Here is a 12,874-nt window from a genome sequence, read left to right on the forward strand (position 1 = left end):
GTCATGTGACCTTGCAGCACGCCGCGCTAACCAGATGATTGCACAAAAAAAATGCAAGGCACGAGGCCTTGCAATTAAACGCGTCCGATCTGTTTCCGGTTTCCGGCGGCAGCGAGTAACCGCGCCTAGATCGCATCCTCCCAAGACTTTGACCGCGTAGGAGAGCAGATTTTTCTCCGCCCTCTCGGTTATCGCGGCACACTAGCCTAAGCCGAATGAAAATGTCACGAAGAATTTTGCCTCGAAACAGGCATTCTCGTGCTGCACTGCACAATAGTATGGCATGCATTGCTTGGGAAACGACCAGCAAGGCTCGACGGAGCCTTTGCGGCATGTTCCGGATTGACGCGCGCAAAGAATTGGCGGCCCAAACCGAAGAGGTTCGGCACGCCGAATGCCGGCACGGCCTGGTCCGGAAACCGGAGGATTCCGGGCCGTGGCGCGCTGATGTGCAGCCATGCCCGGGTTTCCATTCCGTCATGAAATGGCTATGAAGCCGGGGCAAGCAAGCCTGCGTCGCGCCGATTCTGGCGTGGCCGTTCTCATTCACGGACCAGTCCATGCGTTTGTCGCGCTATTTCCTGCCTATCCTCAAAGAAAATCCGCGCGAAGCCGAGATCGTCTCGCACCGGCTGATGCTGCGTGCCGGCATGATCCGCCAGCAGGGGCAGGGCAGTTTTTCCTGGCTGCCGCTCGGCAAGCGGGTGTTGGACAAGGTCTGCCAGATCATCCGCGAGGAGCAGAACCGCGCCGGCGCGCTGGAGATCCTGATGCCGACCATCCAGTCGGCCGATCTGTGGCGTGAAAGCGGCCGCTACAATGACTATGGCAAGGAGATGCTGCGCATCAAGGACCGCCAGGACCGCGACATGCTCTACGGTCCGACCAACGAGGAAATGGTCACCGAGATTTTCCGCGCCTATGTGAAGTCCTACAAGGATCTGCCGCTCAACCTCTACCACATCCAGTGGAAATTCCGCGACGAGGTGCGGCCGCGCTTCGGCGTCATGCGTTCGCGCGAGTTCCTGATGAAGGACGCCTATTCCTTCGACCTCGACTTCGAGGGCGCGAGGGCTGCCTACAACAGGATGTTCGTCTCCTACCTCAGGACGTTTACGCGCATGGGCCTACAGGCGATTCCGATGCGCGCTGACACTGGGCCGATCGGCGGCGACCTCAGCCATGAATTCATTATCCTGGCGGATACCGGCGAAAGCCAGGTTTTCTGCCATCGCGACTATCTTTCGCTTGCCGTGCCGGGCGCCGACACCGACTTCGCCAATGACGGCGAGATATCAGACATCGTCAAGACGTGGACGACGCCCTACGCCGCCACCGACGAGATGCATGACGAAGCCGCCTGGGAAAAGGTCCCCGAGAGCGACAAGGTTTCGGCACGCGGCATCGAGGTCGGCCACATCTTCCATTTCGGCGAAAAGTATTCCAAGCCGATGGGCGCCAAGGTGACCGGCCCGGACGGCAAGGACCATTTCGCTTCCGGCGGCTCCTACGGCATCGGCCCGTCGCGCCTGGTCGCGGCGATCATCGAAGCCAGCCATGACGAGAACGGCATCATCTGGCCCGACGCCGTGGCGCCGTTCGACATCGGCCTGATCAACATGAAGGTGGGCGACGCCGACTGCGACCGTGTCAGCGAAGAGCTGAATGCCGCCTTCACCGCCGCCGGCAAGGATGTGCTCTACGACGACACGGACCAGCGGCCGGGCGGCAAGTTCGCCACCGCCGACCTGATCGGCCTGCCCTGGCAGGTGATCGTCGGACCGCGTGGCGTGGCCGCCGGCGAGGTCGAGATCAAGCATCGCAGGACCGGCGAGCGCGAGACGCTGCCGATCGCCGATGCGAAAAAACGCTTCGGTGTCGCCACATGAGCGAGGCGGCGGCGGCAAGATCGGCGGGCGCCGGCCCGTTCTCCTTCTTCGAGCGCACGGTTGCCTGGCGCTATTTGCGCTCGCGGCGCAAGGAGACGGTGATCTCGGTCATCGCCTCGATCTCCTTCCTCGGCATCATGCTGGGGGTGGCGACGCTGATCGTCGTCATGGCCGTGATGAACGGGTTCCGCGCCGAACTCTTGACGCGCATCCTTGGCGTCAACGGCCATCTGATCGTGCAGCCGCTCGATTCGCCGCTTGAGGACTACGCCCAGGTCGCCGGCCGCATCAATGGCGTGCCCGGCGTCAAATACGCCATTCCCCTGATCGACGGCCAGGTGCTGGCGCAAGGCAATGTCGGCGGCGGCACCGGCGCGCTGGTGCGCGGCATACGCGGCGAAGATCTCGGCAAGATCGCCATCGTCGCCAACAACATCAAGCAAGGCTCGCTTGCCGGTTTCGATTCGGGCGAGGGCGTCGCCATCGGCAAGCGCATGGCCGAGAATCTCGGCCTGACGCTCGGCGACACCATTACGCTCATCTCGCCCGATGGCGACGTGACCCCGATCGGCACGACGCCGCGCATGAAAGGCTACAAGATCGCGGCGATCTTCGAAGTCGGCATGTCGGAATATGACACGTCCATCGTCTACATGCCGTTCTCCGAAGCGCAGCTCTATTTCAACATGGACGGCCGCGCGCAGACGATCGAGATCTATGTCGACAATCCCGACAATGTCGACGCGCTGAAACCGAAGGTGGAAGAGGCGGCGCAACGGCCCATCGAGATGGTCGACTGGCGCCAGCGCAACGAGACCTTCTTTTCCGCCCTGCAGGTCGAGCGCAACGTCATGTTCATGATCCTGACGCTGATCGTGCTGGTGGCGGCGCTCAACATCATTTCGGGACTGATCATGCTGGTGAAGGACAAGGGGCACGACATCGCCATCCTGCGCACCATGGGCGCCTCGCGCGGCGCCATCCTGCGCATCTTCCTGATGACGGGGGCTGCGATCGGCGTCACCGGCACGCTCGCCGGCGTGCTGCTCGGCGTCGTGATCTGCACCAACATCGAATCGATCCGCCAGTTCTTCTCCTGGATGACAGGCAAGGTGCTGTTCAACCCGGAACTCTATTTCCTCAGCCAGCTGCCGGCGAAGATGGATCCGCGCGAGACGACCTATGTCATCATCATGGCGCTTGGCCTGTCCTTCCTGGCAACGGTGTTTCCGGCATGGCGGGCGGCTCGCCTCGATCCGGTCGAAGCCTTGAGGTACGAGTAGTGGCCGAGGTCATTATCGAGCTGAAGAGCGTCGAGCGGCACTATGTCCAGGGGCCGCGCAAGCTCACCATCCTGAACGGCGCGGATTTCTCGCTGAAGCGCGGCGAGATGGTGGCGCTGGTGGCGCCGTCCGGCACCGGCAAGTCGACGCTGCTGCACACGGCCGGCCTGCTGGAACGCCCTGACGCCGGCGATGTGATCCTGGCCGGCCGCGCCTGCGGGCGGCTCTCCGACGACGAACGCACGTCGATCCGCCGCAACGATGTCGGCTTCGTCTACCAGTTCCATCATCTGCTGCCGGAGTTTTCCGCGCTGGAAAACATCATGATGCCGCAGCTGATCAAGGGCCTGCCGCGCAAGGAAGCGACCGAGCGCGCCGCGCAACTGCTCGACTATATGCAGATCGGCAAGCGCGCGTCGCACCGGCCGTCCGAACTCTCGGGCGGCGAACAGCAGCGCGTAGCCATTGCCCGCGCCGTCGCCAACGCCCCGCTGGTGCTGCTGGCTGACGAGCCGACCGGCAATCTCGACCCGGTCACCGCTTCCTATGTCTTCGAGGCGCTGGGCGCGCTGGTCAAGCAATCGGGCCTCGCGGCGCTGATCGCCACCCACAATCACGAGCTGGCATCGCGCATGGACCGGCGCGTCACGCTCGCCGACGGCAAGGTCGTGCCGCTTTAAGGCCGTGCCGACATTCAGGCGAACGGACCGGAAGATCGACAGATCTAGCGGCGATTCAGCGAAGATAGGTTCGACGAATTTCATCAGGTTTGTCGAACCTCGCCGAGGGCCTGTCGTCACGCATTGTTGTGGCCTGTTGATAAGCGCCGCGCCGTCAACCTTTCCTTAACCCTGCCAATCTGATCGCCCGGAGATTCTGGGCGAGGCCGGATTCTGCGCGTTGACATTGAAACAAAATTAGAACAAATTGCGAACATATCAACAACAGGAGAGAGTTATGACCGATCTGGTTCAGGATGTCATCTCACTGGTTTGCATGAGCACTTTCCTCATCTCCATGGCGATCTGGATCGGCGCCATGTGATCTGGCGGCTCTCGCCGCCGTCGTTCCTGGCGGGTGAAACCCGCTTCCCCGTTAAGCCTTTCTTGCCGCCGCGGCGCTAAGGTGCGCCACTCAGGCAGGGAGCAACATTCAGGTGTCGCCCATCGTCACGGCCATTCTGGTGGCCAGCAATCTCGGGCTGATCTTTCTCTTGATGACCGTGCCGCTTGGTTCGCGCACGGTCAGGGTTAGCCGCGTGATTGCGATGAACCGCCAGCGCCTCTGGCAGGCGCTGTGGCCGCTTGGCAGCGATGCCGGCTGGTCCGGCGAGATCCTGTCGGCCGAGCCGCTGGACGGGGAGGGCGTGTCCCGCATCATGCTGTCGTGGGAAGGCCGCGACGGCGGGCCGATCGAGCGCAGGGCGCGGTTTGACGATGTCGTCGAGGGCAGCCGCTTCTCGATGCGCGTGCTTGAGGATACCGCGCTCGATGCCTCGTTCTGGAAAGACTATCGCGAAACCGCAGAGCTGGCTTCCGAAGGCAGCGGCACGCGGGTGACGCTTGGCCGGACGGATCGTTACCGCGGCGTTGCCTTTCTGGTGTTCCGCTACTTCGCCATGCGCCGCGAACTGTCCAAGTTGCAACGTTGGGCGATGACCGGGCAGTACCGCAAGGGCGGCTGGTTCGAGCATCCGCTGAGCCAGGTCGGCTTTGCCGTGCTGTCGGCACTGATCCTGTGGCCGTTCTTCGGCCTCCATCTTGGCGGGCTGGCGCTGGCCGCCATCCTGACGTCCGTCGTGGCCCTGCACGAACTTGGCCACATGGCGGCATTCCGGCTGATGGGCCACCGCAAGGCGCGGATGATCTTCATCCCGCTGCTCGGCGGCATCGCCATTGGCGGCCGGCCCTACAACAGCCGTTTCGAAGTGGCCTTCGTGGCGCTGATGGGAGCGGGTTTTTCCGCCTTCCTGGTGCCGATCGTCATCGCCGCCAGTGCGCTGGCCGGCAGCGAGGGGCATAAGGGCGCGGCAGCGCTGCTGGCGGCGCTGGCAGGCTGCGCAGCCCTGTTCAACATCGCCAATCTGGTGCCGGTGTGGAAGTTCGACGGCGGCCAGGTCCTGCGCCAGATCTGCCCGGGGCCGGTCGTGCTGGCGCTGGCCTCGTTCTTCCTGCTCTCGGCGTTCCTGGCGGTGGGCTGGCAGGCCGGCTTTTCCTCCGGCTTCCTGCTGGCGACCGGAGCGGTCTTTTCAATCCTCAGCCTGCTGACGATGGGCAGCGGGGTAAAGCCGCGTTACGAGCTGAAGCCTATCGGTACCTTCGACCGCTTCGCCATCGCCGGCGCGCTGCTGGCGGTGTTCGTCATCCATGGCTGCGGCGTTCTGTGGGCGTCGGCGCAGTTGCTGTGAGCTGGTTGGGCCCGAAAGGATCAACCCGTCTTGCGGGCAGCCTCGGCCGGCAAAGCCGCCACGGGACCAAAAACATCCTCGAAGGCTGATTTCAGCGCCAGGTCCAGATCGGCCATGCCGACGGGCAGGCCGAGGTCGACGAGGCTGGTGACCCCGTGGTCCTGAACCCCGCATGGCACGATGCCGCCGAAATGCTCGAGCTCCGGTTCGACATTGATGGCGATGCCGTGAAAGCTCACCCAGCGCCGCAGCCTTATGCCGATTGCCGCGATCTTGTCCTCCGCCGGCGAGCCGTCCGGCAGGGCAGGGCGATCGCGCCGCACCACCCAGACGCCAACCCGGTCCTCGCGGCGTTCGCCGCGCACGTTGAAAGCGGCGAGCGTGCCGATGATCCACTGCTCGAGCGCGGCAACGAAGGCGCGCACGTCCTCGCGCCGCCGTTTCAGGTCGAGCATGACATAGGCGACCCGCTGGCCTGGCCCATGATAGGTGTATTCGCCGCCACGCCCGGCGGCAAAGACCGGAAAGCGATCGGGCTCGATCAGGTCCTCGATGCGGGCGCTGGTGCCTGCGGTGTAGAGCGGGGGATGCTCGACCAGCCAGACCATTTCGCCGGCGGTCCCGCTGCGGATCGCCTCGGCCCGCGCTTCCATGAAGGCCAGCGCATCGGGGTAGGCGGTCAGGCCGGGCTCGATGCGCCACTCGACCGGCGCCGATCCGGGGAGAGGCAGGAACGACGTGGCGATCTGGCTGCGTTCTGTCATGGGTCTTCGTTTTTGTTCATGCGTGCCGCGATCCCAAAACCGCCTCGCACTTTTGGGCAACATGCATCCGCCTTCCATATGGCGATATCTGGTGCAAACGTCCAGTTCCGCATGCTCATTCCGATCCTGTGGACCGATATGCCAATCGGTTGAGATTATTGCGCATCGCGCACTTGTTTCGCCGGAAACGATTTGCTACACGCCGCGAGCCGGTCGGTTCCGGCTCCTACCACGTGCGGTCGTGGCGGAATTGGTAGACGCGCAGCGTTGAGGTCGCTGTGGGGCAACCCGTGGAAGTTCGAGTCTTCTCGACCGCACCAAATTTCCTGAAGCAAGCCTTCGGACGCCTTGAGATAACCTCCGGCAATCTGGGATCATCAGACCCTGAATAGGGCGCGCCGCCCTTCCTATAAGGGCCGGACCTCGGGCCCATTCGGCAGATCGACGGTCACGACGAGGCCGCTTGGCTGATTGTCGCGCAACTCGATCTTGCCGCCATGGCCCTGGATGATGTCAGCCACGATCGAGAGACCCAGACCAAAACCGTGTTTCGACGCGACGCCGCGCGACATGTCCTCCTTGAAGAAGGGTTCGAAAACGCGGGAGCGCGCCGTCATCGAAATGCCAGGCCCATCGTCGCCCACCGCGATGCGCGCTGCCGTGTCGGTCTGCGTCAAGGCAACCGTGACGTTGCCGGCGAATTTGACCCCGTTGTCGCACAAATTGGTGATGGCGCGCGCCAGCGCATTGGGCTTGCACCAGCCCAGGAGCCTGTCCGGCCCGGAATAGGAAACCGAGAACCCGACATCGGAGAATTCGGCGCAGACGGTCTGCAGCACGCTGGCAATGTCGGCCCGCTGCAGCTTTTCCGTCGAGACGTCGTTGCGCAGATAGGTCAGGGTCTCGTCGATCAGATCTTCGATGTGCCGGACGTCGGACAATATGGCGGTTCTAACGGGGCCGTCATCCATGCGCTCGGCGCGAAGCCGAAGCCGCGTCAACGGCGTGCGCAGATCATGACTGACGCTGCGCAGCATGCGGGTGCGGTTTTCGATCATGGTGCGGATGCGCGTTCGCATCCTGTTCAGCGCGCGCGCCAGGCCGACCATTTCGATGGAGCCGCGTTCGGCGAAAAGCTCGTTGCCGTTCTCGATCTCGGCTTCCCCCACTGCGTTCGAGATGCGCTTCAACGGCTCCGTCACGGCCCAGACCGCAAACAGCCAGATCAGCACGGGCAAGGCGATGAAAGCCATGAACCTGTAGAACGAGACACGGACGAAGCCTGATGTCAGCCAGGAATCGGGCATGCCGAAATGCGCCAGGACGCTTTGCCGGTCCAGATCGATGACAAACGCGTATTGGCCGCCGATCCTTTTCCAGCGCCCAGGGATCGAGCCGCTCTCGATCTGGAGAAGCCATCCGATGCTTCGCCATTGCAGATAGGAATCTGGAATATCGCTGATCTGTTGCCTGGGTAGGATCTTGAAATCAAAGCCCGCGCGTGTCGCCGCGGCCAGAACGGCGCCCCGGGCTTCGGCTGGCGTTTCGCGCAACAAGGCAGCGACAACCGCCGCCCGCCTGGCGCTATCTTCAACGACAGGAAGGTCGATATTCGCTATCAAACCCTCGACGACCGATCCGACGGACATGATCGCGATCACCGCGATGAAAATGATCGCCGCGAACTGCCCACGCACCGACTGCGGCAGGAAACGGCGGACCAAGCGCCTCACGCTTCCTCCACCGTGGCGGTGAAGATGTAGCCACCCAGCCGTACAGTCTTGAGAAGAACCGGATCGCGCGCGTCCTTTTCGATCTTCTGGCGGATCCGGCTGACATGGACGTCGACGCTTCGCTCGATCGGGCCGGCAAGCCCGGCATGGGTGACGCTGAGAAGCTCCTCGCGCGACAGAACCCGGCCCGCATTGCGGCAGAACGCCAGCAGCAGGTCGAATTCATGCGTCGTGGTCGCAACCCGCGCATTGCTGGGATCATGCAGTTGCCGGCGAACGGGATCGAGGCGCCAGCCGTTGAAGCGAAGCACCTTTGTGCGGTCGCGTTCGTCGGGAGCGTAAGCCGTGCGGCGCAGCAACGCCCTTATCCTTGCCGTCAGTTCGCGCGCGCTGAACGGTTTGGTCACGTAATCGTCGGCGCCGATTTCCAGTCCGAAGATGCGGTCGATTTCCTCGCCAAGCGCCGTCAGCATCAGGATCGGAACGTTCGTTTGCGCACGAAGCCGGCGGCAGATGCTGAGACCGTTCTCGCCAGGCAGCATGATGTCGAGCACGATGAGATCGAATTTCTGGTTGCGAAGCGCGGCGTTCATGCGGACGCCGTTGGCGGCGATTTCCACGATCATGCCGTTTTCCGTCAGCGTCTCGCCGAGCATGCGGGCGATCTCGATATCGTCTTCGACAATGAGGATATACGGGCCTTGCCTCGGCGATTTGAACTCGGCGTCCAGATCGATCCGGCTGGAGCCTAGCGCGGCCTGCATTGTATTATGTGTGGCCATCAAAACCGATATCCGACGAGAAGCATCCCCGAGGGCTGGACCTTGTCGGCGACAACAGGGCTGTCGACAGCGTCCCCCATAAGAATGCCGACCTCCGCCTGGCCACGCACCATCCAGTTCCGATTGAGCATATATGTGGCGGAAATCGAAAAATCGGCGCGCTTCAACCCGGCGCCGGCATCATAACGCGCCAGCCCTGAGCGAGCCGACTGCTCCGGCGTGACGCCGAAATAGGCCTGCATGTATTTCTCGTCGGCGAAGATGACCGATGCGCCGGCGCCGACAATCAACGATTGGGAGAGAGGCCGCGTCACCTCGATGCCAAGCGTGCCCTGCACGCCGTCGCTGCCGCCGATGGTCTTGTCCAGTTGCGCGAAGATTTCCGCTGGACCGAATTTCACCGCCGCCTTGGCGCCGACGACCGCGCCCATGTCGACATCCCCCAGGCCGCGCAGATGATCGGCAACGTCCTCCTTGCGGCCCATGTCGTACCCAAGCCGCGCGCCGAGTTCGAACGGCCCGTGTTGATAGAGGGCGACGTTGGCGCCCGTCGGATCGATTCTCACCGTGTCGAGGAATGTCGCCGATATGAAAGGCACCGGCATGACCTTGAACTCGTTGCTGCCCTCATATTTGGGGACGATGATGGCGCCGCCGCCCAGCACGACATGCCAGTCGGCCAGTTTCTGTTCGAAGCGCCCGAAACGCGAAGGATCGGGCGGCGGGGTCAGATCCTCGGTGTCGACGGCGATGGCGTCCGCCGCCTGCGCGATCTGCGACTGCGTTGAAAACAGGATTGCCATCGCCGCGAGAGAGGCCCGGCCGGCGAAGAGTCCAGAAACCATTTTGAACATGCATGCTCCAGAGCAGAGAGGCAGTAAGAGCCCCCGATGATCCGGACTATTTCAGGTGAAAATGGCTGCATGCGTGAAGTGATGTTAAGTCTTGTTGCGCAATCGTGGCCTGATCTTGGCTCGTCTACGAGCACGCTATCACAAGCGCGGGAGGTCAATCGGCGACTTCCGCTACCAGAACGCCCCCTTGCCTTCGGCCACCGTCAGATCGGCGAACCGCTCGATAACGGCCAGGCGACAGGCCATGATGTCGATGGAACAGCTTCGAAAACGCCGCCGCTGTCTCGTAGCCGACCCGGTTCGCAATCCGTGCGATGGACTCATCGCTGGTTTCCAGCAGGAACGCAGCTTCCGCCATCCGACGTTCGATCACATAACGGTACACGGACTGGCCGACTAGCTTGGTAAAGCGCGCCGAAAATACCGAGCGACCGAGCCCGACGCGGTGGGCAAGGTCGCTCAGGGTCCAGGGCCGCTCGGGGCTTTCGTGAATCAGCTTGAGCGCCGGTCCGATATGCGGGTCAGATATGGCCCCGAGCCAGCCGCCTTGTCCTGGGCTGAGAGACGCGATCCAGCTTCGGAGCACCTCGACAAAGAGCACTTCCGTCAGTCGTGAAAGTGCGACGCGTTGGCCAGGACGCTCGAGCGTGGTCTCGCTAAACATGCGGCGCAGGATTGCTTCAAGCCAATCACCGTCCGCCGTCGGCTTTAGCAGGAGCACGGGCGGAAGCAGTTCCAGCACGCTGCCGAACATCGGCCGTGACACCGTGAAATTGCCGCAGATCATGGTCGAGAGCGGCTTTGCGCGGGTGCCGTGACGAACGAAGACCAGACGTGGCGACGATCGATCGATATCCATAATCCGCAAAGGCTCGGCCCGGCGATCCGAATAGAACACATGGGGCTCTCCGCGCGTGATGACAACAAAATCGCCCGCCGTCATCTGGATTTCCTGCCCCTGTCCGAGCGCGAGGGTCGCTGAGCCCTGGCTGAGATAGTGAAACAGCGCGTAGGGGCGCGCCGGCAACTCAAGATGCCAGGGATGGCCGAGCTCGAAGTGAAGGAGCAGCGTCCCGCCGAGACGAACGCGATCGAGCACTTGGGCGAGGATGTCCATGCCGCCGAGACTAACCCAATGGACGATCGGACGCAACATCCGGACGATTGATCCCTATCGTCCGGAATGCCCGCGGATTAGGTCATGTCGTGGCGGGCCGACGTCAAATGCGGCAACCATCACCCGAACGGCAGATGGGAGAACCGCGACTGTTGCCGACACGCCTGCCTTTCCTCGGACCCGCGTCGTCCGTCATCTCAATAGGAGCAACCAATGCGAAATCTTCTACTCTCAGTCGCCACCGTCCTCATGGCCGGAGCAACAGTCGCCGCCCCCGCCCTATCAGCTCAACTGCCCAAGGGGGCGGCTCACAATATCGTGCTCGTCCATGGCGCTTTCGTCGACCAGACGAGTTGGAAGCCGGTCGCCGATATCCTTACGAAGAAGGGCTACAACGTAACGCTCGTCGAAAACCCGCTTACCTCGCTCGCGGCGGACGTCGACGCCACCAAACAGGCGCTCGCGAAACAGAACGGCAAGACCGTCCTCGTTGGCCACTCCTGGGGCGGTGTGGTCATCACGCAGGCAGGTGACGATCCCAACGTCTCGGCGCTCGTCTACGTCTCCGCATTCGCGCCCGACGTGGGAGAATCGCTGGCGAGCTTATCCAAGAGCGGTCCGGCAACCGAAGGCGCCGCGGCGATTCATCCCGACGAAAAGGGCAACCTCTACATCGACCCCAAAGTGTTTCCTTCGGCAGTCGCGGCTGACCTTCCTGCCGAGATCGCCGAATCCTTGGCAAACCATCAGCTCCCGTTGAACCACACGGCGTTCGAGGCTCCAGTCGATAAGGCAGCCTGGCACCAAAAGCAGACGTTCTATGTGATCAGCACGAAGGACAAGGTCATCGCACCCGAGGTCCAGAAGCTGTTTGCCGACAGGATGAAGGCCCAGACGACGGATGTCGCCGGCAGCCATGCCTCCCTGGTCGTCCACGCCAAGGAAGTCGCCGCGGTGATTGAAAAGGCCGCGCTCGTGAAGTGACGAGGGTGCTCCCGGCGCCTTCGTGCCGGGAGCACCACGGGCGCTCGGCGGACTACGGAATGCCTTGGTCCGCGAACGGCTCAAACCTGGCCAAAACCGCACCAGCTACTCCCACTCGATTATCTATGCCAAGCATCCGGAGGATGACATGACTGAGTTCGACACCTCGAGCCAGGACGCCGCAACGCTAGAAACAGCGCCCACCCGTTACATCGAAGGCGGCGGAATCCGCTTCGCCTATCGCCGCCTCGGCCCATCGACCGGAACGGTGCTTGTTCTCCTGCAGCATTTCTCGGGCAACATCGACGCGTGGGACCCCGCCGTCGTGAATGTGCTGGCCACCGATCGACCGGTGATCGCTTTCGATAACACCGGGGTCGGCCGCTCGACAGGCCAAACGCCCGACAATATCGTGGCGATGGCTCGAGACGCGGTCGCTTTTATCAAACTGCTCGGCCTCTCCGAAGTCGACCTTCTTGGCTTTTCCCTCGGCGGCTGCGTCGCCCAGCAGATCGCCGCCGAGCACGGACGGCTGGTGCGCAAGCTCATCCTCGTCGGCACGGCTCCGAGAGGCGGAGAAGAGCATCTGTTGACGGTTCTCCAGGACGCGTTTTCCCAAACCGACGCGCCGGATGTCCGCCTGCCACTATTCTTCACGAAGTCGTCCGCCAGCCAGTCTGCCGGCCTGGCTTTCCTGAAGCGGGCGAAGGTGCGTCAGGAAGATCGGGACACGGACAACGGCGGCGCGGTGACGGATCCGCAGGCCAAAGCGCTTATTACCTGGTGTGCCACGCCTGATCCCGAGCACGCCCTTCTGCGCGCCATCCACCAGCCCGCCCTTGTGGTCAGCGGCAGCCGCGACACCATGCTGCCGGCGGACAACGCCTACGCAATGTTCAAGGCTCTTAGCAACGCCCAGCTGGTCCTCTATCCCGATTCCGGCCACGGCGCCCTGTTTCAGTACCACGAATTGTTCGTCGGCCACGTCCGGACCTTCCTGGAGGCGTAATCGGCGGTGGCATAATCCGGCGCGATCGGTCGCACCTTGATTCTTGAGAGCT

At 62.8% G+C, this 12,874-nt stretch carries 11 protein-coding genes and 1 tRNA gene; 7 read left to right on the plus strand and 5 right to left on the minus strand.

The window, feature by feature from the left end:
* The first annotated feature begins 560 nt into the window (after positions 1–560).
* The 4 genes from proS to FJV83_RS11835 all read left to right on the plus strand — a co-directional run bounded on the left by proS (position 561) and on the right by FJV83_RS11835 (position 5,579).
* A complete protein-coding gene (gene proS, locus FJV83_RS11820; protein WP_142885231.1) occupies positions 561–1,889 on the plus strand; it encodes a proline--tRNA ligase in 1,329 nt (442 codons plus the stop codon).
* Entirely contained in the window at positions 1,886–3,172 is a 1,287-nt protein-coding gene (locus FJV83_RS11825) for a lipoprotein-releasing ABC transporter permease subunit (RefSeq protein WP_095773011.1), read from the plus strand. The genes proS and FJV83_RS11825 overlap by 4 nt, the downstream gene beginning before the upstream one ends.
* A complete protein-coding gene (locus FJV83_RS11830) occupies positions 3,124–3,852 on the plus strand; it encodes an ABC transporter ATP-binding protein (protein WP_185973327.1) in 729 nt (242 codons plus the stop codon). The genes FJV83_RS11825 and FJV83_RS11830 overlap by 49 nt, the downstream gene beginning before the upstream one ends.
* A gap of 476 nt (positions 3,853–4,328) precedes the next feature.
* Entirely contained in the window at positions 4,329–5,579 is a 1,251-nt protein-coding gene (locus FJV83_RS11835) for a site-2 protease family protein (RefSeq protein ID WP_142885234.1), read from the plus strand.
* Positions 5,580–5,599: 20 nt separating this feature from the next.
* On the opposite strand, the gene lipB is transcribed toward FJV83_RS11835, so the two are convergent.
* Positions 5,600–6,343 carry a lipoyl(octanoyl) transferase LipB gene (gene lipB / locus FJV83_RS11840; RefSeq protein ID WP_142885236.1) on the minus strand — a complete coding sequence of 248 codons (744 nt, stop codon included), beginning with the start codon at positions 6,341–6,343 and terminating at the stop codon, positions 5,600–5,602.
* A gap of 235 nt (positions 6,344–6,578) precedes the next feature.
* Here lipB and FJV83_RS11845 point away from each other — a divergent pair.
* A tRNA-Leu gene (locus FJV83_RS11845) sits at positions 6,579–6,663 on the plus strand.
* An 87-nt stretch (positions 6,664–6,750) separates the two neighbouring features.
* Here FJV83_RS11845 and FJV83_RS11850 read toward each other — a convergent pair.
* The 4 genes from FJV83_RS11850 to FJV83_RS11865 form a co-directional block, all read right to left on the minus strand.
* Positions 6,751–8,076 (minus strand): HAMP domain-containing sensor histidine kinase, encoded by a 1,326-nt coding sequence (locus tag FJV83_RS11850; protein ID WP_142885237.1) that lies wholly within the window; start codon positions 8,074–8,076, stop codon positions 6,751–6,753.
* Positions 8,073–8,840, minus strand: a complete 768-nt coding sequence (locus FJV83_RS11855; RefSeq protein WP_179296438.1) for a response regulator transcription factor — start codon at positions 8,838–8,840, stop codon at positions 8,073–8,075. The genes FJV83_RS11850 and FJV83_RS11855 overlap by 4 nt, the downstream gene beginning before the upstream one ends.
* Positions 8,841–8,857: 17 nt before the next feature.
* A complete protein-coding gene (locus tag FJV83_RS11860; RefSeq protein ID WP_142885239.1) occupies positions 8,858–9,712 on the minus strand; it encodes a MipA/OmpV family protein in 855 nt (284 codons plus the stop codon).
* A gap of 154 nt (positions 9,713–9,866) precedes the next feature.
* Complete coding sequence (locus tag FJV83_RS11865; protein WP_179295850.1) at positions 9,867–10,829, minus strand: AraC family transcriptional regulator; 963 nt, start codon at positions 10,827–10,829, stop codon at positions 9,867–9,869.
* Between the two features lie 213 nt (positions 10,830–11,042).
* On the opposite strand from FJV83_RS11865, the gene FJV83_RS11870 reads away from it, so the two are divergent.
* Both FJV83_RS11870 and FJV83_RS11875 read left to right on the plus strand, forming a co-directional pair.
* Positions 11,043–11,813, plus strand: coding sequence for an alpha/beta hydrolase (locus tag FJV83_RS11870; protein ID WP_142885241.1), 771 nt, complete (start codon positions 11,043–11,045; stop codon positions 11,811–11,813).
* Positions 11,814–11,961: 148 nt separating this feature from the next.
* Positions 11,962–12,822, plus strand: coding sequence for an alpha/beta hydrolase (locus FJV83_RS11875; protein WP_095787568.1), 861 nt, complete (start codon positions 11,962–11,964; stop codon positions 12,820–12,822).
* Positions 12,823–12,874: the final 52 nt, after the last annotated feature.

The organism is Mesorhizobium sp. WSM4307 (genome assembly GCF_007003945.1).
GTDB lineage: Bacteria > Pseudomonadota > Alphaproteobacteria > Rhizobiales > Rhizobiaceae > Mesorhizobium.

Bases quoted from the DNA above. Each gene is read 5' to 3' on its own strand.
- proS (WP_142885231.1), top strand. From the start codon at position 561: ATGCGTTTGTCGCGCTATTTCCTGCCTATCCTCAAAGAAAATCCGCGC.
- FJV83_RS11825 (WP_095773011.1), top strand. From the start codon at position 1,886: ATGAGCGAGGCGGCGGCGGCAAGATCGGCGGGCGCCGGCCCGTTCTCC.
- FJV83_RS11830 (WP_185973327.1), top strand. From the start codon at position 3,124: ATGGCGGGCGGCTCGCCTCGATCCGGTCGAAGCCTTGAGGTACGAGTA.
- lipB (WP_142885236.1), bottom strand. From the start codon at position 6,343: ATGACAGAACGCAGCCAGATCGCCACGTCGTTCCTGCCTCTCCCCGGA.
- FJV83_RS11855 (WP_179296438.1), bottom strand. From the start codon at position 8,840: ATGCAGGCCGCGCTAGGCTCCAGCCGGATCGATCTGGACGCCGAGTTC.
- FJV83_RS11860 (WP_142885239.1), bottom strand. From the start codon at position 9,712: ATGTTCAAAATGGTTTCTGGACTCTTCGCCGGCCGGGCCTCTCTCGCG.
- FJV83_RS11865 (WP_179295850.1), bottom strand. From the start codon at position 10,829: ATGGACATCCTCGCCCAAGTGCTCGATCGCGTTCGTCTCGGCGGGACG.
- FJV83_RS11870 (WP_142885241.1), top strand. From the start codon at position 11,043: ATGCGAAATCTTCTACTCTCAGTCGCCACCGTCCTCATGGCCGGAGCA.
- FJV83_RS11875 (WP_095787568.1), top strand. From the start codon at position 11,962: ATGACTGAGTTCGACACCTCGAGCCAGGACGCCGCAACGCTAGAAACA.